The sequence below is a fragment of the Achromobacter seleniivolatilans genome (assembly GCF_030864005.1).
Taxonomy (GTDB): Bacteria; Pseudomonadota; Gammaproteobacteria; order Burkholderiales; family Burkholderiaceae_B; genus Achromobacter; species Achromobacter seleniivolatilans.
The window spans coordinates 4,177,099-4,199,597 of the sequence record NZ_CP132976.1 but is presented as its reverse complement, the minus strand read 5'-3'; the positions used below and the strand labels follow the sequence as shown (position 1 = coordinate 4,199,597).

The window sequence follows — 22,499 nt, the reverse complement described above, 5'->3', positions numbered from 1 at the left end:
GCTGAAAAATGTTCGAAAAAATCCTGATCGCCAATCGGGGCGAAATCGCCCTGCGCATTCAGCGCGCTTGTCGTGAGCTGGGCATTAAAACCGTGGTCGTGCACTCCGAGGCTGACCGCGACGCCAAGTACGTGCGCCTGGCCGATGAATCCGTGTGCATCGGGCCCGCGCCGTCGCGTGACAGCTACCTGAACATGCCGGCCATTATTTCGGCCGCTGAAGTTACGGATTCCGAGGCCATCCACCCGGGTTACGGGTTCTTGTCCGAGAATGCCGACTTCGCTGATCGCGTCGAAAAAAGCGGCTTCGTCTTCATCGGTCCGCGTCCTGACACCATTCGCCTGATGGGCGATAAGGTCAGCGCCAAGCGTGCCATGATCGAAGCCGGCGTGCCGGTGGTGCCGGGTTCTGAGGGCGCGTTGCCCGAAGATCCGCAGGAATGCATCCGCATTGCGCGCGAAGTGGGTTACCCGGTCATCATCAAGGCAGCAGGCGGCGGCGGTGGCCGCGGCATGCGCGTGGTGTACACCGAGGCCGCGCTGCTGAACGCCATCACCATGACACGTTCGGAAGCGGGCGCCGCGTTCAACAACCCGGAAGTCTATATGGAGAAGTTCCTTGAGAACCCTCGCCATGTGGAAATCCAGGTGCTGGCCGATGGCGGGCGCAACGCTGTCTGGCTGGGCGAACGCGACTGCTCCATGCAGCGCCGTCACCAGAAAGTGATCGAAGAAGCGCCCGCGCCGGGTATCGCTCGCCGCGCGATCGAGCGCATTGGCGACCGTTGCGCCGACGCCTGCCGCAAGATGGGCTATCGCGGCGCCGGCACGTTCGAATTCCTGTTTGAGAACGGCGAGTTCTATTTCATCGAAATGAACACCCGCATCCAGGTCGAACACCCGGTCACCGAACTGATTACCGGCATTGATCTGGTTCAGCAGCAGATCCTGATCGCCGCTGGCGAGAAGTTCACGCTGCGCCAACGCGACATCACGTTCAAGGGCCATGCTCTGGAGTGCCGCATCAACGCTGAAGATCCGTTCCGCTTTGTGCCCAGCCCCGGCCGCATCACCAACTGGCACACGCCGGGCGGTCCTGGCGTGCGTATCGATTCGCATGCGTTCAACGGTTACTTCGTGCCGCCTAACTATGACTCGATGATCGCCAAGGTCATCACGTATGGCGATACGCGCGATCAGGCGCTGGCTCGTATGCGCACGGCGCTGTCGGAAATGGTTGTGGAAGGCATTTCCACCAACATCCCGCTGCACCGCGAGTTGCTGACGGACGCCCGCTTCATCGAAGGCGGCACCAGCATCCACTATCTGGAAAACAAGCTGGCCCAGCGTCCCTGACCAGCCATGGGGGCCTCACGGCCCCTTTTTTTACGTTTCTACGTTTTTACGGTCAATCGGGCCGCGGCATGCGCCGCGGCCCGATGGCCAGATGGAAGAATAATCATGCGTGAACTCGTGCTCCATTGCCTAGAGGCGCAGGCCGAAGCCTTGTCGGATGCGTTGCTGGAAGCTGGCGTGCTGTCGGTGTCTGTCGAAGATGCCGACCTGGGCACTGACGTCGAACGTCCTCTGTTCGGCGAGCCGGGCACCGAGCCCGACGTGCAGGCCTGGGATCGCAACCTTGTGGTTGCGTTGCTGCCTGATGGGGCCGACCCCACGCAAATCATGGAAGAGGCTGCTGCGGCGGCTGAATTGGATCCATCGCTGTTCGCTGGTTGGAGCTTGCGCGATGTGCCCGATGCGGACTGGGTTCGCCTGACGCAATCGCAGTTCGGCCCCATCCACATCGCCGAGCGCCTGTGGATCGTGCCTAGCTGGCATCGCGATAGTCCTGAGGTTCCCGGCCTGGACCTGGCGGCAACCGAAGATGGCGCAATCCATATCGAGCTGGACCCTGGCTTGGCTTTCGGCACCGGCAGCCATCCCACGACCCATCTTTGCCTGGCCTGGCTGGAAGCCGAGCTGCCGGCAGGCGCCACGGTGCTGGATTACGGTTGCGGCTCGGGCATTCTGGCGATCGCTGCGCGCAAGCTGGGCGCGGGTCCGACCCTGGCCGTGGATATCGACGCGCAAGCCGTGCAAAGCACGGTCTTCAATGCCGAGGTCAACCGGGTCGAGCTGCAAGCCATGTTGCCCGACGCCCTGGCGGACGGCACGTTCCAGGTGGTTGTGGCCAACATTCTGTCCAACCCGCTGAAAGTACTGGCTCCCATGCTGGCCGGCCGCGTTGCCGCAGGTGGCCATTTGGTGCTGTCCGGTGTGCTGGAGCGCCAGGCTGAAGAAGTGGCCGCGGCCTACGCGCCCTGGATCGCGATGTCGGTCTGGCGTGCGCGTGACGGCTGGGTGTGCCTGCACGGCCAAAAAGCCTGAGCCTTCGAGCAGCAGGAAAAAGCATCATGGCTCTGACGACCCGTTGCCCGCAATGTGGCACCTCGTTCAAGGTGGTGCCTGATCAGCTACGGGTCCGTAATGGCCTGGTGCGTTGCGGCGCGTGCGCTACCGTTTTTGACGGGCGGGCTTGTCTGCTGCCCGAATCCGGCGGGTCGGCGCTGCCTCCCGCCGCTGCTCGGCAAACAGCATCAGTTATGCCGCCGGCCGCCGTGGCGGCAGCGCCTGTGCTGCAAACGCCTGTGGCGCCTGTTCAAGCTGCACCTTTGCCGGCGGGACCTGCGCAGCCTTACATAGCACCGCCTGCGGCATCTCCGCCGCCACTTTCCCGGCCGTCAGCCGAGCCCCGCCTGATTGCGCCTTGGGAGGACGAGCCCGTCGCACCGGCGCCTGCTGCGCCCGCTATGCCGCCTGCTGTCTTGCGCGGCCGTGACGATATCCGCCGCCGCACGGACCCGGATGCCGACTTGCCGGAAGACGACCCGGACGAAGAGGGCGATGACGGCAGCGATAGCGCGCCTCGCTATGCTCAATACCCGGCGCCTTCGCATGAACCCGCTGCCCGCTGGGATGCACCCGCATCCCGCCGGCCGGTGCCGCGCGAGGAACCCATCATTGCGGTGCGCGGCGCCGAACCCGTCATCGATTGGGGCGCCCGTCGCGACGATACACATGCCGAACCGTCGTGGAATGCTGACCGTAGCGAGCGCCACAATGAAGACGCTGATACTGACGACGACGTCCACGAGCGGGAGCGCCTGAACGAGGACGAAGACGACAGCCGCGATCACGGTGATCGGACAGGCCGCGGCAACCGCTACGACCAAGACGACGAAGATTATGAACACGGCGACTCGCGTGAGCCGGTGCTGGGCGATGCGCGTACACGCTATTCCAGCGCTACCGATGTTGGCCGTGCGCCGCCGGAGTTTCTGGATCAGGATCGTCAGGAGCGCCACGGCTTGTGGCGCAAACTTTGGGGTTATGCCTGCCTGTTGGGTTTGATCGCCCTGGGTTTGCAGCTGTTGTATGCGTACCGTACCGACGTCGCTAATTCCGTGCCGGTTTTGCGGCCGGTGCTGGAAACCGCGTGCAAGCCGCTGGGATGCACGGTGGGATATGCAAGGCGTCTAGAGCGCATCGCGATTTCTTCCTCATCGCTGCAGCCCCCGACGGGAGCCGCTGCGATTGATGATGGCCGAACCCGCCTGGTGTTGAATCTGGTCCTGCGCAATCGTTTCGACAAGCCGCAACATTGGCCCGCCCTGGTGCTGGACCTGACCGACCTGTCAGACACGGTAGTCGTACGCAAAGTACTGATGCCCGAAAATTACCTGACTCCCGATCAGTTGAAAGGACCATTCGGTCCTGCCGGTGAATTGAAAATTTCTGTACCCATTGAAGTGACCGGTGTTCAGGTCAATGGCTACCAACTCGATAAGTTTTTCCCTTAAAGGATGACAAGCATGGCAACCCCCGTTCTGGTTTGCGGTTCGATGGCGTTCGACACGATTGCAGTGTTTGAAGGGCGTTTCAAAGAGCACATTCTTGCTGACCGCATCCAATCGTTGAGCGTGTCATTCCTGGTGCCCACCATGCGCAAGGAATACGGCGGTTGCTCTGGCAACATCGCCTACAACATGAATCTGCTGGGCGGCAAGCCGGTGCCGGTGGCCACCGTGGGCGAAGACGCGGGTGAATACATGGAACGCCTGTCGGGTCTGGGCATCGATGTCAGCCGCGTCAAGGTCATCCCCAACACGTTCACCGCGCAGTGCTTCATTACCACTGACCTGGACGACAACCAGATCACGGCCTTCCACCCGGGCGCCATGTCGTTTGCAGCCGAAAATGATTTGAGCGACGCCGATGCGGCTTGGGCCATCGTGGCTCCTGACGCCAAGGAAGGCATGTTCGCGCACGCCGAACGCCTGCAAAAGCGCGGCATCCCGTTCATCTTTGATCTGGGCCAGGCCATGCCGTTGTTCGACGGCGCTGACCTGGAGCGCATGATCAAGATGGCTCAGGCCTTGACGGTCAATGACTACGAAGCCGGCGTGGTGGAACAGCGCACTGGCCGCAGCGTGGCTGACATCGCCAGCACTTTGCAGGCGGTCGTGGTGACGCGTGGCGCTGAAGGCGCAACCTTGCTGACCGGCGGAAAAACCATTCAGATCGCGCCGGTGCGCGCAACGCAGGTGGTGGACCCCACGGGCTGCGGCGATGCGCAGCGCGGCGGTCTGCTTTATGGCCTGACCAGCGGCATGAGCTGGGAAGACAGCTGCCGTTTGGGCAACGTGATGGGTTCCATCAAGATCGCCTCGCGCGGTCCGCAGAACCACACGCCGTCGCGCGCCGATATCGACGCCGTACTGCATGCCACTTACGGTATCCATTTGCCTGCGTAATCGCGACTGCGCTGCGGGAACCCCCGCGCGACTGCGCGGTCGAATGACGAACTGGTTTCTCCTGACGGCGGCCGTGGGGCCGCCGCGCAAAGACGCTGTTTACCGCTTCTTGCTGTGGGTTTCAGTGTGTTGCGGCCGGGCTTTGCGCCCGGGTAGTGCGGAGTATGATCAACAGTCGTCGGCAGTCCCGATCGAGGAGTCCAAATGAATCAAAGCAAATCTTTATCCCTGGTGACGCCGCGTACTGGCCGGTTGTTGGCCATCGCAGCCGTCGTGACCTCGATGGCAGTGCTGGGTGGCTGCGCCAATCCCAGCGCTTCCAGCGGCGTGTACAGCTATGACCAAGCCCAGCGTGAGCAAATTGTCCGCACCGGCACGGTCACTGGTGTGCGTCCGATCGTGATCCAGAACGACAAATCCAGCGGCGTCGGCATGTTGGCCGGTGGCGCGTTGGGCGGCGTGGCAGGCAACGCAGTGGGTGGCGGCACCGGCCGCACCATTGCTACGGTTGGCGGCGCCATCCTGGGTGCATTGGCAGGCAATGCCGTAGAGAACCGGGTTGGCAAGAACTCCGGCTATGAAATTACCGTGCGCCTTGATAACGGCGAAACCCGTGTTGTCGCCCAGGAAGCGGATGTGCCCATCAGTGTGGGCCAGCGCGTCCAGGTGATCAGTGGAGCAGGTCCCACTCGCGTCACCCCGATGTAAAACAAAAAGCCCGCGCAAGCGGGCTTTTTTTCACCCTGGGCAGCCAGTCTTAAAACGGGGGCGGGGCGCTCATACGTAAGAATCTGTCGCTCCGCTGCAACGCAGCACCCGGGAATTACCCGCAGAGGTTACGTTTGCCAGCGTTTTCTCGCGATTTAGCCCATAAGTTTCATGGCGATTCAACGGCCGAAGTGCAATGATTGCGTCTGCGATCGACGTGGCGGTGCGACTTTCATGTAACCAAGTGCATCCCCTCGCTGATCTGGACTGCTGAAACGTCAGTTGGCATTCAGCTTTTTTTCTGTATTCTCGTCGTCCTGGAACTCAGGGCGGGGAATGTTTGCCGACCAGGCAACGTAACGCCGCACTATCTATGCATACCGAGCAAGAACTCCACACCAAGATCGGCGAGATCGTCGAGTCGATCGTCATGAAGAAAGTCACTCCCGACACGCAATTGATTGCCACCGGCCTGGTTGATTCGCTCGCCGCCGTGGATATCACGCTGGCGGTCGAGTCGGAGTACGGTTGCAGCATCCCGGCTCCCGAGATCGCGGAACACCTCCAGTCGGTCCGCACGCTTGCCGGCTATGTCGCTACCCATACTTCGTAATACCCGGTTGTTGTCCCACGTCGCGGCTGCCGCGACAGCGGTGGCCCTGGCGATCGGCACGTATTGCGGAGCAGACGATGTGCTCAGCCGTATCGTCACGCCCGTGTCGACCGCGTCGACGCAGACCACCGACAAGAACAATTACCTGCCCAACCTGGGTCCTGACTGGGGCACTCAGCACGTCAACCTGAATCGCCTGGGCAACGCCCTGAGCGACGGGACGCTGGTCGTGCTCGGTTCTTCCGAGCTGTCCAGCCACGACCTGCGCTTTGTGCCCTATCGCTTTTTCCCCGAAGAGCTGAAAGTGCCGACGCTGGCATATGGCCATGCCATGTTCCAGTCCTACGGCATCGTGAGCGTGCTGGAATCGGTCGCGGATTCGCTGACGCCCAACACGCGCCTGGTGATCATGGTGTCGCCCGCATGGTTCGCCTCGGGCGGCCAGTTGCCGCGCAGCGCATTTGCCGAACACGTGACCGGCCCGGTCTGGGATCGCCTGTGGGATCAGCCCAGCACCCGCGAACAAATGCAGACGTGGATCAGCGACAACGCCAATTGGGGGCTGCTCTGGCTGATCGCCAATGGCCAGGTGGCCGAGCTGAAAGACAAGCTGTCGCTGTGGTGGCACGCCCGCAAGGAGCCAGCGCTTGATCGGCCTCGCAGCAAATTGTCAGTGCCGGCGCACCGGTTCGTATCGTGGCCGTCCGCCGCCCGTCTGAATGAAGGGCAATGGGGCCGGCTGACGCATGAAGCCCGTGAAGTCGAACGCCAATTAGGGAGCAACAACCCCTACGATGTGCGCGATGACTACTACAAGCAGTACCTGGCGCCCCTGTATTCGCCAGCCCGTAACGAGTTCGCCGACGTCGACCCGATCACCCGCACTGAGCTGGGCGATCTGTCGCGCGTGATGGCCTTGCTGCAAAAGCGCAAGGTCAAAGCCTACTTCGTTATCCAGCCGTTCAATCCCAAGCTCATCCTGGATGTCGAACGTTTCGACCCGGTGGTGGCTGCCATTACGGGCATGTGCACGCGATATCAGATGGGTTGCCTGGATCTCTACAGCATCCCGTTTGAACCCGGCATGGTGCGCGACGACATGCATCTGGCCGAGCTCGGTTGGGCGATGGCGGACCAAGGCATTGCGGAGTACTTTTCCCGATGAAATTCTTTCGTAAAGAGGGCGCTGCGCGCCGCTTCTTTTGGCATCTATGCCTGTACATCGGGGTGATCCTGGTGTTTGTGCTTCAGGCACAGCCCACGACGGGCAGCGGCGGACCGATCAAGGTCGAATTCCAATACCAACAGTTCTGACCGCAGCATGGAATTGTTCGCAAGCTTGAGCTTTTTTGGCGGCGCCCTGTTCGGGGGGCTTGGCCTGTTGGCGTACCGCTCTTTTGGTATGCCCTTCCGTATCGGCTACCGGCACATCATCGGCGTTATCTGCCTGGGTGTCTGGATGGCGGTGTTCTGGGCGCGTCCCTATCAGCCGATTGCGCTGCTGGCCATTTCGGGCAGCGCGCTGTGGGCCGTCCGGCGCAACTACATACCGACCTGGCTGGCCGTGATCATCACGATGACGCCGTTGCTGCTGGTGAAAACCGGCGTGTCGCATCTCGGGGCGATGTTGGGTCTGTCGTTCGCGACTTTCCGCGCGATTGATGTGCTGTTGTTCGCGCAGCGTAATGAGCGTGTGTCCCCGCTGGACTACTTCATCTACCTGTTCTTTCCGCTGACTTTGCTGGCCGGTCCCATGTACCGCTGGCGCAATTTCCAGGCGGACTTGAAGCGCGGCTATGAAGGCGTGAATCTGAACACCTGGCTGATCGGCTTGGAGTTGATCATGCTGGGCGTGATCCAGAAGTTCGGCCTGGCCGAGCTGATCTGGCGTTACGGCCTGGCCACGCTCGACGCGCATGACTACTCGTTTACCGGCGTGGCGTTGAACGCGTCGCTCTACAGCGCCTATCTGTTCTTCGACTTTGCCGGCTACTCGACGATGGCGATCGGTATCGGGATGCTGTTCGGCTTTACCTTGCCGATCAACTTCCGCAATCCGCTGGCCACTTTGAATCCGCAGGACTTCTGGCGCCGCTGGCACATCAGCTTGTCGGAATGGTTGCGCGATGTGGTCTTCATGCCGATCTACAAGGCGTTGAGCAAGACCAAGTTTTTCGGCCGCCACCGCATGGCGGCGCAGAACATCGGCATCTTTGCGACCTTGTTGGCAATGGGGGTCTGGAACGGGCTATCTTTGCACTACATCGTTAGCGGGTTGATGTTTGGCGCTTACTCGGTGGGTCACAACCTGCTGATCAATGCCTCACGCACACGCCCCGGGTTGCAGGCTGCGCTGGCGCACCCTGTCATGCGTTTCCTGGGCCGCGTGCTTACCTTGATTTTGGCTGCGTTGGCGCTTTACGTGTTCAGCGGCCGCAGCCCCATCTGACGCAGGGAGTTGCGGCATGCGTTTCGATCTGAAGAGTTTCCAGTTCGTTGATTCCGAACATGCTCCCAATGCGCTGGCTATTGCCGCTGCCGACCGCAGCCTGACCTGGGCGCAATTGCGCACCGAGGCCAGCGCGTGGGCGGACGAGGCCCGCAAACATGGCGTGGCGCAGGACATCCCCGTAGCCATCTACGGCCACAAGGAAGCGTCATTCTTTGTCGCGATGGTGGGCGCCTTGTTGATCGGCGCGCCCTTCGTGCCAGTGGACACCATCTACCCGGCCGAGCGTCTGCGCCGAATCGTCGAGATCGTCCGCGCTGCCGCCGTCTATGACGCGGCTAGCGGCACCTTTACCCCCGGCGAAGGCGCGGTGCTGGCCGAACGCGGCCTGGCCTATGTCATGTTTACGTCCGGAAGCACGGGAGACCCCAAGGGCGTGCAGATCGGCCGCGAAAGCGTCGGCTTGCTGGGTGATTGGATGCTGGGCAGCTTTGGGCTGGGTGATGCGCCCGTGTTCATGAACCAGGCGCCTTTCAGTTTCGACCTGTCCATGTACGAGGTGTTTGCGACTCTGGCATCGGGCGGCGCATGCGTGTTGAACGCGCGCGAACAGATCGCGGCGGCAGGCACCTGGATGCCTCGCCTGGCTGAACATGCAGTGACGGTTTGGGTATCGACGCCATCGTTTGCGCATCAGCAACTGGCCAACCGCGATTTTTCGCCCGCAACCTTGCCTGCGCTTCGCACCTTCCTGTTCTGTGGTGAACCCTTACCGTCGGCGTTGGCCAAAAAGCTGCGTCAACGCTTTCCAGATGCGGTCATTCTGAACACGTACGGCCCCACTGAAGCCACCGTGGCGACCACGTGGATCGAAGTCACCGATGCGGTCTTGGCTGCGCATGATCCGCTGCCGGTGGGGCATGCCAAGCCGGAAAGCGTGTTGATCGTGGATGAAGGCGAGATCTGTATCGTGGGCGACCACGTCATGCGGGGTTACCTGAACCGCCCTGACTTGAACGAGGCCAAGCTCTACACCTACGCCGATGGCCGCCGGGCGTTCCGCACGGGCGATCTGGGCCAGATGGAAGAGGGCGGATTACTGTTCTGCCGCGGCCGCATGGACGACCAGATCAAGCTGAACGGATATCGCATCGAATTGGCTGAGATCGACGAGGCGCTGCATGCGCTGCCCGGCGTCGAAGGCGGGGCGTGCGCAGTCTTGCGCCGGCCAGATGGCACGGCGGTGCGCCTGATTGGTTTTGTGGCGGGTGTGGCGGCCGAAGATCAGTCGGCCAGCTTGCTGGCGCCTGCGGCGCTGGCGGGTTGGAAAGAGCGGCTAGCCCAACGTCTGCCACCCTATATGGTGCCGTCCGAGCTCGTGGCATGCCCGGCGCTGCCCATGTCCAATAATCACAAAATCGACCGCAAGAAGCTGGTCGAGATCTACTCGGGTATTCCGGCGTAGCGGGTAAAGACAACTACGCCGCGATTGCGGCGTAGTCGGGCGTGCGGCTATCGCCGCGCGCTACAGACCCATCATGCGCTGGCTGAGATTATTGAGCACCATCAGCAGCACCTGCGCCAAGACCAGAAGCACCAGCGGCGAAAAGTCGATTGAGGTGCGGGGCAGGATACGGCGGATGGGGTCCAGCATCGGCGCCGTCAGCGATTGCAGCAGCGGCATCATGGGCGCCATCGGGTTGACCCACGACAGCACCGCCTGTATCAACGTCAGCCAGACCACCAGATTCAGCGCCCACTTGATGGCCATCAGCAGTGCCGAGCCCATGGCTTTCGGCAGCATCTCGGCCGGAATAAGCGCGCCGATCGACACCAGCCAGATCAGCACGATATAGACCAGCGCGGCGAGCCAGACGCAGACTAGGCTCGTCCAATCAATCTTGTTGCCGGCGGGAATGATCTTGCGCAGCGGCATCACGAGCCAGTTCGTGGCCTGATAGATCGCACGCGAGAGCGGGTTGAAAGGGTGCAGACGAATCGCGTGCATCCAGGCGCGTGCAATCAAAGCCGCGCCGAACAGCGTGAAGACGATTTCGAGAAGGAAGCGAAAGATTTCACCGAGCATGGACGCGATCACCCTAAGAATAAGGAATCAATTGTCGCATGACAAAGTCCGGAAATTACCTCTACTTACGCTGTACACATAGTGAGCGTTTTCGGACTCTTGAAAGAGGTTTTCTGCTTTGGGGCAATAGGAGCGCAAAAAGCCGCCTGGCCAAGGCCAGGCGGCTCTGGTGAAGCTAACGCTTCGTACCGTCCTGATTAGGGACGGCCACCCGTCGGGAACGGCCACGACGCGGCGGGGTTCAGCGCGGTCTTCGCGCCCGGGGCAGCAGCCGCGGACGGCGGCGTGGCGGGCTTCTTCGGAGCGGCTTTCTTCGCAGCGGGCTTCTTGGCAGCAGCAGGCTTCTTGGCGGCAGCGGCAGGCTTTGCAGCAGCAGCCGGCTTGGCGGCAGGAGCCTTCTTGGCAGCAGGAGCCTTTTTGGCGGCAGGCGCCTTCTTGGCTACGGCTTTCTTGGCAACTGCCTTTTTGGCGGCGGGCGCCTTCTTGGCAACGGCCTTCTTGGCTACAGCCTTTTTGGCGGCGGGCGCCTTCTTGGCAACGGCCTTCTTGGCTACCGCTTTCTTGGCGGCAGGCGCCTTTTTGGCGACAGCCTTCTTAGCAACAGCCTTCTTGGCAACCGCCTTCTTGGCGACAACCTTCTTGGCTACTGCTTTCTTGGCCACGGCCTTCTTGGCGACAACCTTCTTGGCTACCGCTTTCTTGGCCACGGCCTTCTTAGCGACAACCTTCTTGGCTACCGCTTTTTTGGCGACGACCTTCTTGGCGGCTGCCGGCTTCTTGGCGGCAACCTTCTTCACTGCCGGCTTTTTAGCGGCGGCGACTTTCTTCACTGCTACCTTCTTGACAGCGGCTTTCTTGGCCGGTGCGGCCTTCTTCGCGACTGCCTTCTTGGCGGCGGCGGGCTTCTTCACCGCTGCTTTCTTTACGGCTTTTTTGGCTGTTGCCATGGTCATGCTCCTTAGGTTCAGGGGTCCCAGAACTTAAACCCGTGCCCCGCTCCGCCAACAAGGCGGACCGTGCCCGGGCTATTCATCGGCGCATGCCGCTGTTCTGTGCGAGCAACAGCTACTACGGTTTGCGCTAATGAATTCGGCACAGCCATTTGATATGGCCCCCGCTCCTTTGGCGCGAGCCATTTCAAATGGCGCCGGTAGGCAGCCTGATCACAGGCCGCCAACCGCTTGTTCTACGTGTTCGAAAACACCCTGACCTGGAAGACCGTCATCAAGCCTGTCGCGAACGCAACGCTCTATTCAATTGAGCGTGCCCGCGCCGGGCCTGATGACGAACTGCTTTACTCCCAGCTCAGCGTGCCACCAGTTTGGTATTCGATCACGCGAGTTTCAAAAAAGTTGCGTTCCTTTTTAAGATCGATCATTTCCGCCATCCAAGGGAAGGGATTTTCTTCCTGCGGGTACAGCGGTTCGATACCGATTTGCTGGCAACGACGGTTTGCGATGAAGCGCAAATAGGATTTGAACATAGGTGCGTTCAAGCCCAACACGCCGCGCGGCATCGTGTCTTCGGCGTAAGCGTATTCGAGTTCGACCGCTTTGCGGAAAAGTTCTCGAATTTCTTCGCGGAATTCCGGCGTCCACAGATGCGGATTTTCCAGTTTGACGGTGTTGATCAGGTCGATGCCGAAGTTGCAGTGCATGGATTCATCGCGAAGGATGTACATGTACTGCTCGGCCGCGCCGGTCATCTTGTTCTGGCGGCCCAGCGCCAGGATCTGCGTGAAGCCCACGTAGAAGAACAGGCCTTCCATCAGGCAAGCAAAGACGATCAAAGACTTCAGCAGCGTCTGGTCGGCTTCGGGCGTGCCCGTCTTGAAGTGGGGGTCCGCGATCGCGTCGATGAACGGGATCAGGAACTCGTCTTTAGCGCGGATGGACGGAACTTCGTTGTAAGCGTTGAAGATCTCCGCTTCGTCCAGGTCCAGGCTTTCGACGATGTATTGATAGGCGTGCGTGTGGATCGCTTCTTCGAACGCCTGGCGCAGCAGGAACTGGCGGCACTCAGGAGCCGTGATGTGGCGGTAGGTGCCCAACACGATGTTGTTCGCGGCCAGTGAGTCGGCCGTGACGAAGAAACCGAGGTTGCGCTTGACGATGCGGCGTTCGTCCTCGGTGAGCCCGTTCGGGTTCTTCCAGAGGGCGATGTCGCGCGACATGTTGATCTCTTGCGGCATCCAGTGATTGGCGCAAGTGGCCAAATACTTTTCCCACGCCCACTTGTACTTGAACGGTACAAGTTGATTGACGTCGGTTTCGCCGTTGATGATGCGCTTGTCAGCAACCTTTACACGTTGCGAGGTGGCGGAGCCGCTTGCGGCCAGACCCGCTGCGTGTTCAGGCGCAGCTGGCGTGGGCAAGGCGGTGTCGCCGAATACGCCAGTCGCTGCCCGGACTTCGGGCGCAGCCTGCCCGCCAACCGCAGGTGCGGGAGCTTGTGCAGGTTGCGTTGCGATGGTGTCGTCTTCCCAATTAATCATGATTCATTCTCCGGAGGCGGTTATTGGCAGGCTTCGCACTCTTCGAAGCCGGCGTCGCCAGGCCTCATCGTGCAAACCGCTCCGAGAACTTCGGGTTCCGGCAAAACAGGTGCGGTGCCCACAGCCGAAGCCGTGGATTGGCCACCGGCAGTGACGGCGTTCAATTCGCCGCCGCGGCCTGTGGATTTCTCGGCGCTGGTGGCGCCCAGGGTACGCAGGTAGTACGTCGTCTTCAGACCACGCAGCCAAGCCAGCTTGTAGGTGTCATCCAGCTTCTTGCCCGATGCGCCTGCCATGTAGATGTTCAGCGACTGTGCTTGATCGATCCACTTCTGACGGCGCGACGCGCATTCAACCAGCCAGCTCGGTTCGACTTCGAACGCCGTGGCGTAGAGTTCGCGGAGTTCGGAAGGTACGCGATCGATGCGGGACAGGCTGCCGTCGAAGTACTTAAGGTCGGCGACCATGACTTCGTCCCAGAGACCGAGTTTCTTCAGGTCACGCACGAGGTAATCGTTAACGACCGTGAACTCGCCGGAGAGATTCGATTTGACGTACAAGTTCTGGAAAGTAGGTTCGATGCACGCAGATACGCCAATGATATTGGAAATAGTCGCGGTTGGGGCGATTGCAACGCAATTGGAGTTGCGCATGCCATGTTGTTTGATGCGCGCGCGCAACGTATCCCAATCGAGCGTGCTCGATTCATCAACCTCAACGTGACCACCGCGTTCATCACGCAGCATCTTCAATGTGTCTTGCGGCAAGATGCCACGCGACCACAACGAGCCTTCATACGATTGATAGCGGCCGCGTTCTTCAGCAAGCGTGCTCGATGCGAAGTAGGCGTGATAGCACACCGCTTCCATCGAACGATCTGCGAATTCAACAGCAGCTTGCGACGCGTACGGCACGCGCATCATCTGCAGGCAGTCTTGGAAACCCATGATGCCCATGCCCACCGGACGGTGGCGCGAGTTGGACGTGCGGGCCTTTTCGACGGCGTAGTAGTTGATGTCGATCACGTTGTCGAGCATGCGCATTGCGATGCTGACGGTGCGCTTGATCTTGTCGTGGTCGAGTTCGAAACCGCCGCCGGCAGCCGGCTTCATGTGAGCAACCAGGTTCACGGAACCCAGATTGCACACGGCGATTTCGGATTCGTTCGTGTTCAGCGTGATCTCGGTGCACAGGTTCGAGCTGTGAACCACACCCACGTGCTGTTGCGGCGAACGGATGTTGCAAGGATCTTTGAACGTGATCCACGGGTGGCCGGTTTCGAACAGCATCGACAGCATCTTGCGCCACAGCGTCAGCGCCGGCATCTTCTTGTAGAGCGTCAGTTCACCATTGGCGACACGGCGCTCGTAGCCCAGATAGGCTTCTTCGAAGGCGCGGCCAACCTTGTCGTGCAGGTCCGGGCAGTCGGACGGCGAGAACAGCGTCCATTCACCGGCTTCCATCACGCGCTTCATGAACAGGTCGGGAATCCAGTTCGCCGTGTTCATGTCGTGCGTGCGGCGGCGTTCGTCGCCCGTGTTCTTGCGCAGTTCCAGGAATTCTTCGATGTCCAGGTGCCACGATTCCAGATACGTGCAAACCGCGCCCTTGCGCTTGCCGCCCTGGTTCACGGCCACGGCGGTGTCGTTCACGACCTTCAGGAACGGAACAACGCCTTGGCTTTCGCCGTTGGTGCCCTTGATATGGCTGCGCAGCGCGCGAACCGGGGTCCAGTCGTTGCCCAGGCCGCCGGCGTACTTGGCCAGCAGCGCGTTTTCCTTGATGGCGTCGTAGATGCCTTCCAGATCGTCGGAGACGGTCGTCAGGTAGCACGACGACAGTTGCGAATGCAGCGTGCCCGAGTTGAACAGCGTCGGCGTCGAGCTCATGAAGTCGAACGAGGACAGGATCTCGTAGAACTCAACGGCGCGCGTTTCGCGGTCGGCTTCACGCAGCGCCAGGCCCATGGCCACGCGCATGAAGAACACCTGCGGCAATTCGATGCGGGTGTTGCGGATGTGCAGGAAGTAACGGTCGTACAAGGTCTGCAGGCCGAGGTAGCCGAATTGCAGATCGCGCTTGGCGTTCAGCGCTTTGCCCAACCTGGTCAGGTCATAGTTGCCCAATTCGGGCGACAGCAGGCCGGCTTCGATACCGCGAGCGATGAAGGTGGGGAAGTATTCGGCGTAACGCGTGATCATGCCGTCTTGCGACACTTCTTCGCCCAGCACTTCCTTGCGGATCGTGTGCAGCAGCAGACGGGCGGTGACCTGGCTGTAGGCCGGGTCTTTTTCGACGAGGGCACGCGCCGACAGGATGGCGGACTTGAACACTTCGTCGACGGGGATGCCGTCGTACAGGTTCTTGACCGTTTCCTTCAGGATGGATTCGCTATCGATGAATTCGGCCAGACCTTCGCCAGCGGCGATGATCGTTGCGCGCAGTTCCGCCAGATCCAGCGGACGGCGCACACCTGCGTCGGTCACGTTCAGCACGTGTTCCTGCGTCGCGGCGGCGGGGTTTAGCTGGCCTTCAGCGGCAGCGGCGGCGGCGCGCTCTTGCGTGCGCTTTTCGCGGTACAGCACATAGGCGCGGGCAACATCATGCTGGCCCGAACGCATCAGCGCCAGTTCAACCTGGTCTTGAATGTCTTCAATATGGAAGGTGCCGCCATTGGGGCGGTTGCGAACCAGGGCGCTGACGGCTTGCTCGGTCAGCGTCTCGACCAGTTCACGCACGCGCGCGGACGCGGCGCCCTGGCCGCCATTCACGGCCAGGAATGCCTTGGTCATGGCGATGGCGATCTTGCTGGGTTCAAACCCGACCACCGAGCCATTGCGGCGAATGATGTTGTAGCTGGCCCATTGCCCGCCATTGGCGTCGGCTTGGGAATCAGTTTGCGAGGGCGGCACGGCCGAAGGCCGGGTCACAGAGGCGATCGAAGTCTGCATGGAAGCTCCTGTGCGAAAACGCGTAGATAGCGACATGACGACGTCATGTCAGGAACGAAATTTGGATCTTTTGAGGGGGTCGGAACGCTTGGACGGGTCTAGTCCAAATGGCGTGGCCGACAAGAATCAGCGCTTAGGTAACCACAACATGTAGTGTAGCACCCCTCGTTGGACACTAATTCTAGTGATCGAGAACGGTAGGGACAAGAAGAAGATATGACAACGCTCACAAAAGTTTGTTACGAAATGCACTAGGCGCGCCCAGTAAGGCGCGCCCAGGACAGGACCGCTCAGAGCGAATGTTTATGCGGTTTTCCGCAGGGGCATGTCGCGCGGGGCCGGTGCTGTATAGCTCTGCATCAATCGACCCAATTCCGTCCGATACTTCTCGACACTTGCCGCCTTCACATGGCCATAGCCGCGGATGGTTTCAGCAAGGGCGGCGATTGTAGCCGCTTGTGCGAGCTTGTCCCGGGTCAACCCTACAAGCAGCTGGTCTATGGTGTGCCGGTACTCGCTGATGAGCGCCCGTTCCATCTTGCGTTCGGCGGTGTGGCCAAAGGGATCGAACCACGTGCCGCGCAAACCCTTCAGACGGGTCAGGACTTTCAGCGCGGAGAGCGTGCGCGGACCAAGTGTCATCTTGCGGGGGATGCCCGTGCGCGGGTCCTTGCGGGCGAATATCGGCGGCGCCATATGGAAGCGCAGTGAATAATCGCCTTCGAATTGGCCCTTCAACTGCGCCTGGAACGATTCGCCCGTATAAAGACGCGCCACTTCATATTCGTCTTTGTACGCCATGAGCTTGAAGAGGCCGCGTGCAACCGCCATGGCTAGGCGCGGGGTCTTGGCGTCGGGCGCCAATTCGCGTTCGCGGGCCGCGATGGATTCCACCACGTCCTGGTACTCACGCGCGTAAGCGTCGTTTTGATAGGCAGTGAGGTCGGCGACCCGGCGGGCGACAGCGCGCTCGAAGGTCTCGGGCACGTGCAACTGCACGACCTGGGCGCGCGGACGCAGCGCGCTTTCCAATGCGTCGGGCTGATGCGCAGCCAGCCTGCCGCTCTCGAACGCGGCGCGATTCGCGGCGACGGCTACGCCGTTGAGTTCGATAGCGCGGTTGATGGACGCCTGCGACAGCGGCACGCCGCCGCGTTGCCACGCATATCCCAGCATGAACATATTGGACAGAATGCTGTCGCCAAACAGCGCCAAGGCCGCTTCGTGGGCATCGATGGCATGCGTGTTGGCCTCGCCCGCTGCATAGCGGATCTTGGCCAGCAGCGCTTCGGGGCGCATGGCCGCGTCGGGATTGCGCGTGAAGTCGGACACTGGCGCCACATATGTGTTCACCATCACCTGAGTGTGTCCGCGGCGCAGCGCGCCCAGCGAGTCGGGCGCGACCGACGCAACGGGGTCGCACAGAATGGCTGCGTCCGCTTGCTGCCAGTCCAAACGCACCGGACCCGCGCCAGCGCCAGCGGGCGCCAAACGGATGTGGCTGACCACCGTACCGCCTTTCTGTGCCAGACCGGTCAGGTCCAGCACGGCCGCCGACAGACCTTCCAGATGGGCCGCCATCGACACAATGGCGCCGATGGTGATGACACCGGTGCCGCCCATGCCCGCGACCAGCAGGCGATAGGGACGGTCAAGCTGAGGCGTTGCTGGCAACGGCAACTGTTCGATCAGACGTTGCAGGCGTTCCTGATCGGTCTTGGGCGCTGCGCTTTTCTTCGGCTTTCCGCCCATGACGGACACAAAGCTGGGGCAGAATCCTTCCGCGCAGGAATAGTCCTTGTTGCAGCTGGACTGATCGATCGCGCGCTTGCGGCCGTACGGCGTTTCCAGCGGCACGACGGACAGACAGTTCGACTGCACGCCGCAGTCGCCGCAGCCTTCACACACTGCGCTATTGATCAGCATGCGGCGTGCCGGGTCCGGAAACTGGTTCTTCTTCCGGCGGCGGCGCTTTTCGGCCGCGCAGGTCTGATCGTGAATCAGAACCGTCACGCCCTTGATCTCGCGCAGCTCGCGTTGCAGCGCGTCCAGCTCGCGGCGATGGTGCACCGAGATGTTCGGGCCCAGGTCCACGCCCTGGTATTTTTCCGGCTCGTCGCTGGTGACGACGATGCGCGTCACGTTTTCACCGCGCAGTTGCTGGCAGATCTGCGGCACCGAGATCGGACCGTCCACAGGCTGCCCGCCTGTCATCGCAACGGCGTCGTTGAAAAGGATTTTGTAGGTGATGTTGGCGCGCGCGGCAACGGCTTGGCGGATCGCCAGATAACCCGAGTGGTAGTACGTGCCTTCTCCCATGTTCTGGAAGATGTGCGGCATCGTCGTATAGCGCGACAGGCCAATCCAGTCCACGCCTTCGCCACCCATCTGCGTCAGACCGCCGGTATCGCGGTCCATCCAGGCGGCCATATAGTGGCAGCCCACGCCGGACAAGGCCTGGCTGCCTTCGGGCACTTTGGTCGACGTGCTGTGCGGACAGCCCGAACAGAAATACGGGCGGCGGCGCATGCCGTCGGCGTCGTTGGACAGCGCGGCCTGGCATTCAAAGGACGACAGGTCCGTGCTCAGCGGCAGTCCCGCTGTGCGGGTGAGCCATCGGGCCAGCGGCTGGGCCAGCAGTGACGGGCGCAGTTGGCCGGCGGACGGCACCATCGGTTCGCCGTCGAATCCCTTCTTGCCAGTGACCGATGCGCGTTCCGGCATATTGAAAAGCAGATCCTTGATCTGGCTTTCAACGACCGCGCCTTTTTCTTCGATCACCAGAATGTGCGACAAGCCGCGCGCGAATTCCAGCAGGCGCTCGGTGTCCATCGGCCACGTCAGGCCCGGCTTGTAGATGCGCACGGGCGCGTTGGCGGTGACGGTGTCCACGCCCAGCCGCGACAGCGCTTCCATGGTGTCCAGGTGCGCTTTGCCGACCGTGACGATGCCCACGGTGGCCTTGGGTGCCGGACAGGTCAGTTTGTCGATGCTGTGGCGGCGCGCAAACGCGGCCACGGCTTTCATGCGCAGGTTCATGCGCGTCTCTACCGCCAGCGACAGAAAGTCGCGCGCGGAATATTCCAGCGCTTCGGGCGGGGTCTCGGGATCTGCGGGCATGTCGTAGGACTGCACCGGCGCGGGCGTGAACGAATGGCCGCTTTCGATGGTTTCCGACACGGCCTTGAAGGCGACCCAGGTACCCGAGTAGCGCGACAGCGCCCAGCCCCACAACGCAAAGGTCTCATACTCGTCGATAGACGTGGGATGCACGATGGGCATCTGCCAGCCTATCAGCGATGCCTCGCTGGCATGCGGAATCGACGAGGACACGGCGGTGTGATCGTCGCCCACCACCACCAGCACGCCGCCGTTGCGGGATGCGCCCGCGGCGTTGCCGTGATGCAGCGCGTCGCCCGCGCGGTCTACGCCCGGCCCCTTGCCGTACCACATGGCAAATACGCCATCGACATTGCGGTCGCTGCGCACGCCGGCTTGCTGCGTCCCCATGACGGCAGTGGCGGCCATGTCTTCGTTGATGCCAGGCAGGAAGGTGATCTGGTTGGCATCCAGCGCCTTTTGCGCTTTCCACATGGCCATGTCGACGCCGCCCAGCGGCGATCCGCGGTAGCCCGACACAAAACCAGCCGTATTCAGGCCGCGTTCGCGGTCGATCCGGCGCTGCGTAAGCATGATGCGGACCAGGGACTGCGTGCCCGTCAGAAAGATGCGGCCAGACTCTCGGGTCAGGTTGTCGGCAAGCTGGTAGTCAAGGTCCAGCTGGGGTTCGGCGGCGGGGGTACCGTCCATAATGAATGCTCCTGGTATTTCGCACCATGATAGGTTCGCGAGGCATCAGGTTTATTGCGTTTTCGGATCGTGCTATCCCTATAATTCGCAATGAACATTTCGTATTGAACAAAAACCAGGAGACAAAGCGATGGACAAGACCGATATCGGCATCCTCAAGGCCTTGCAAGAGGACGGCCGGGCCTCGGCGCAGCAGCTTTCGGAGAAGGTCGGCCTGTCGGCCGCACCGGTATGGCGGCGGGTGAAGGCGTTGGAAGCCAGCGGGGTTATTCAGGGCTACAGCGCCCAAGTGGATCGCAGCAAGGTCGGGCTGGGCTGCATGTTTGCGCAGATCAGCCTGGAGCGCCATTCCGCCAACACGGTAGAGAACTTTGAGCGGTCGGTGCGTGATGCGCCGGAAATCCTGGAGTGTTATGCCGTCACGGGCGATTCAGATTTCCTGCTGAAAATCCTGGTGGAAAGCCCGGAAGCCTACGACCGCTTCCTGCATCGCTTTCTGTTCAACATGCCCGGTATCCGCCAGACGCGCACCATCGTCGCGCTGCGCGAGATCAAGCACGAACAGCGTCTGCCGCTTTAAAATAGACGTACGCGCCCGCCTCTATATATAGAGGGGGCGCGATTTTCCAGCATCGATCCCGTTTATTGGGGCTGGATGCCCGAGATACGAATCCATTCCTTCCATCGCTCCGTATCTTCTTTCACGAAAGCGTCAAAGCGCGGCACGTCCATCGATTCCGGGGTCAGACCGAGCGCGCGCAGCTTGTTGGCGGTGGCCACATCTTTCACGGCTGCCTGCATGTAGGCGTTCATCTTGGCGACGATTTCTGGCGGTGTGCGCGCAGGGGCGGAAAGTCCCAGCCAACCCGCAACGACAAAGTCCGGATAGTAAGTCGCCATGGCGGGCACGCTGGGCCACGCCGCGTTGGGTTGAGCGCCGGTGACGGCAATAGGGACCAGGCCCTTGCCATCGATCTGGCCCATCGCGGTCAGGTAGTCCACGAACGCAAATCCAATCTGTTTACCGCGCAGGTCCGTGATGATCTGCGTGATGTTCTTGTAGGCCGCGCCGGTGATGTTGATGCCTGCACGCTGCTTGAGCAGTTCGGATGGCACCTGCGAAGACGAGCTGTAGTAGCCGAAGAAGACGTCGCCGGGATGCTGCTTGGCGTAGGCCACCAGCTCGGGCACTGTCCGATAGGGGCTGTCGGGTGCGACCACGCCTACGGTGCCGAAGGTGCCCAGCATGCCGACCTGCTGAAAGTCCTTTTGCGCGTCATAGGGCAGGGACTTGTACAGGAATTGATTGGCGGAATGGGTGGAGTTTGTGGACAACAGGAATGTGTAGCCATCTGCCGCCGCGTTCTTGGCGGCGTTGGTACCCACGATACCCCCAGCGCCTGGGCGGTCTTCGACGATGACAGTCTGGCCAGTCTGCGCGCCCAGATATTGAGCAAACGTCCGAGCCGTCAGGTCTGCGGCCCCGCCCGACGCAGACGGCACGATGAGGGTCACGGGTTTTTCGGGCCAGCCGGCGGCCATCGCCCCGGAGGTGTGCAGCGCGCCAGCAAACAGCAGGCCTGCGCCGATGATGGCCGGGCGTATCAAGTGGTGAAAGGACATGCTTGTCTCCAGATTGCGCGGTTGCGCGTCGTTATCGTTGTTTTGTCGGTATTCGTTGGCCGGGTCAGCCGAATTGCGTCCGGTGCCAAGCCAGAATGGCGGCCGCGCTGATTTGCCAATGGTCTGCATACATCATGCAGTGCGGTTGTCCGGCAAGCACGGCGTGGGTAAATCCGAAGCGCCGCGCTATTGCAAGGTCTTGGCCGGGCGGGTGCCGGTCGTGCGTATCCAACCCGGCCTCCAGGCACAAGCCAGGCGCGGTGATGGATGCTGCGCTGATCGCCACGCGCAGCAGATAGCGGTCATTCAGCACCTGCGGGCTTTCGGCGTTCAGGCGGCGCGATACGGCGCTGACGTCCCGATCGGGCGACGTTGCCAGAAAGCGCGCGCGGATTTCCGTGTCGGCGGGCGCAGGACGAGGCGCGGCGGCAGGTACGGGAGGCAGCGCCAGCGCGCCGGGCAGGTCGCCCGGAGGCGAGGGCGCCATCAGCACAACGCCAGCCACCGGCCGCTGGCTGGCGGCGAGCAAGGCCGGCAAGGCTCCCATGCTATGACCCACGACCACGGTCGGGCCTTTCAATACGTCCAGTGCATTGACGACGTCCTGGCCCAGGTCGGCGATCGTGACGCTGGGGAAATCAGCATCGGGGGCCAAGCCGCCATGGCCGCGCAGGTCCAGTGCCGCGCAGCCCAAGCCCGCTTGCGCGAAATAATCCAAATAATGCGCGTAACACCAGGCGCCGTGATACGCGCCGGGCACGAACAGCAGGCTGGGTTTGCCGGGTTGCGGGGGCGCGCCGATCAGCAAGCGGCCGTGGCCGGCATCGAGAGCAGGCAGGCGGTCGGCCAGGCTGAAATCCAGCGGGTCCGGGCGGCCAGGCGAGGTAGTAGAGGGGGAAGAGGCGGCGATCATGTTGCAGCCATGTTAAGTGTCGCTCTATGATCAGAAAAC

The 22,499-nt window shown here is 61.5% G+C and carries 18 protein-coding genes; 11 read left to right on the top strand and 7 right to left on the bottom strand.

Translation table 11 applies throughout. The features are described 5' to 3' along the window. Positions 1–8 precede the first annotated feature (8 nt). The 10 genes from accC to RAS12_RS18905 all read left to right on the top strand — a co-directional run bounded on the left by accC (position 9) and on the right by RAS12_RS18905 (position 10,048). Entirely contained in the window at positions 9–1,355 is a 1,347-nt protein-coding gene (accC, locus tag RAS12_RS18950; RefSeq protein WP_306938033.1) for an acetyl-CoA carboxylase biotin carboxylase subunit, read from the top strand. A 105-nt stretch (positions 1,356–1,460) separates the two neighbouring features. Further along, on the top strand, positions 1,461–2,387 hold the full coding sequence (gene prmA, locus RAS12_RS18945; RefSeq protein WP_306938032.1) for a 50S ribosomal protein L11 methyltransferase: 927 nt from the start codon (positions 1,461–1,463) through the stop codon (positions 2,385–2,387). A gap of 26 nt (positions 2,388–2,413) precedes the next feature. After that, positions 2,414–3,859, top strand: a complete 1,446-nt coding sequence (locus RAS12_RS18940; protein ID WP_306938031.1) for a DUF3426 domain-containing protein — start codon at positions 2,414–2,416, stop codon at positions 3,857–3,859. A 12-nt stretch (positions 3,860–3,871) separates the two neighbouring features. Beyond that, complete coding sequence (locus RAS12_RS18935; protein WP_306938030.1) at positions 3,872–4,813, top strand: carbohydrate kinase family protein; 942 nt, start codon at positions 3,872–3,874, stop codon at positions 4,811–4,813. A gap of 204 nt (positions 4,814–5,017) precedes the next feature. Continuing rightward, the gene (locus RAS12_RS18930; protein ID WP_306938029.1) at positions 5,018–5,521 is read left to right on the top strand and encodes an outer membrane lipoprotein; all 504 of its coding nucleotides are present in this window, start codon (positions 5,018–5,020) and stop codon (positions 5,519–5,521) included. Between the two features lie 373 nt (positions 5,522–5,894). After that, the gene (locus RAS12_RS18925) at positions 5,895–6,134 is read left to right on the top strand and encodes an acyl carrier protein (protein WP_306938028.1); all 240 of its coding nucleotides are present in this window, start codon (positions 5,895–5,897) and stop codon (positions 6,132–6,134) included. After that, a complete protein-coding gene (locus RAS12_RS18920) occupies positions 6,112–7,299 on the top strand; it encodes a D-alanyl-lipoteichoic acid biosynthesis protein DltD (RefSeq protein WP_306938026.1) in 1,188 nt (395 codons plus the stop codon). Before RAS12_RS18925 ends, RAS12_RS18920 begins: the two co-directional genes overlap by 23 nt. Beyond that, entirely contained in the window at positions 7,296–7,448 is a 153-nt protein-coding gene (locus RAS12_RS18915; RefSeq protein WP_006226663.1) for a hypothetical protein, read from the top strand. Before RAS12_RS18920 ends, RAS12_RS18915 begins: the two co-directional genes overlap by 4 nt. A 7-nt stretch (positions 7,449–7,455) precedes the next feature. Next, entirely contained in the window at positions 7,456–8,583 is a 1,128-nt protein-coding gene (locus RAS12_RS18910) for an MBOAT family O-acyltransferase (protein WP_306938021.1), read from the top strand. Positions 8,584–8,599: 16 nt separating this feature from the next. After that, the gene (locus RAS12_RS18905) at positions 8,600–10,048 is read left to right on the top strand and encodes a D-alanine--poly(phosphoribitol) ligase (RefSeq protein WP_306938019.1); all 1,449 of its coding nucleotides are present in this window, start codon (positions 8,600–8,602) and stop codon (positions 10,046–10,048) included. Between the two features lie 60 nt (positions 10,049–10,108). Here the strand turns inward: RAS12_RS18905 and RAS12_RS18900 are convergent, their stop codons facing one another. The 5 genes from RAS12_RS18900 to RAS12_RS18880 all read right to left on the bottom strand — a co-directional run bounded on the left by RAS12_RS18900 (position 10,109) and on the right by RAS12_RS18880 (position 19,924). After that, positions 10,109–10,669 carry a YggT family protein gene (locus tag RAS12_RS18900; RefSeq protein WP_306938017.1) on the bottom strand — a complete coding sequence of 187 codons (561 nt, stop codon included), beginning with the start codon at positions 10,667–10,669 and terminating at the stop codon, positions 10,109–10,111. Between the two features lie 197 nt (positions 10,670–10,866). Beyond that, positions 10,867–11,616 (bottom strand): histone H1-like DNA-binding protein, encoded by a 750-nt coding sequence (locus tag RAS12_RS18895; RefSeq protein WP_306938014.1) that lies wholly within the window; start codon positions 11,614–11,616, stop codon positions 10,867–10,869. Between the two features lie 347 nt (positions 11,617–11,963). After that, a complete protein-coding gene (locus tag RAS12_RS18890; protein ID WP_306938013.1) occupies positions 11,964–13,163 on the bottom strand; it encodes a ribonucleotide-diphosphate reductase subunit beta in 1,200 nt (399 codons plus the stop codon). 20 nt (positions 13,164–13,183) lie between these two features. Next, positions 13,184–16,114: a ribonucleoside-diphosphate reductase subunit alpha gene (locus RAS12_RS18885; protein WP_306938011.1), complete on the bottom strand. Its 2,931-nt coding sequence runs from the start codon at positions 16,112–16,114 to the stop codon at positions 13,184–13,186. 303 nt (positions 16,115–16,417) lie between these two features. Then, positions 16,418–19,924 carry an indolepyruvate ferredoxin oxidoreductase family protein gene (locus RAS12_RS18880; RefSeq protein ID WP_306938010.1) on the bottom strand — a complete coding sequence of 1,169 codons (3,507 nt, stop codon included), beginning with the start codon at positions 19,922–19,924 and terminating at the stop codon, positions 16,418–16,420. A gap of 130 nt (positions 19,925–20,054) precedes the next feature. Here RAS12_RS18880 and RAS12_RS18875 point away from each other — a divergent pair, with 130 nt between their 5' ends. Next, complete coding sequence (locus RAS12_RS18875; protein ID WP_306938008.1) at positions 20,055–20,504, top strand: Lrp/AsnC family transcriptional regulator; 450 nt, start codon at positions 20,055–20,057, stop codon at positions 20,502–20,504. A 62-nt stretch (positions 20,505–20,566) separates the two neighbouring features. Here RAS12_RS18875 and RAS12_RS18870 read toward each other — a convergent pair whose 3' ends face one another. Both RAS12_RS18870 and RAS12_RS18865 read right to left on the bottom strand, forming a co-directional pair. Further along, a complete protein-coding gene (locus tag RAS12_RS18870) occupies positions 20,567–21,547 on the bottom strand; it encodes a Bug family tripartite tricarboxylate transporter substrate binding protein (protein WP_306938006.1) in 981 nt (326 codons plus the stop codon). Positions 21,548–21,611: 64 nt separating this feature from the next. Continuing rightward, a complete protein-coding gene (locus tag RAS12_RS18865; RefSeq protein WP_306938004.1) occupies positions 21,612–22,460 on the bottom strand; it encodes an alpha/beta hydrolase in 849 nt (282 codons plus the stop codon). Positions 22,461–22,499 lie beyond the last annotated feature (39 nt).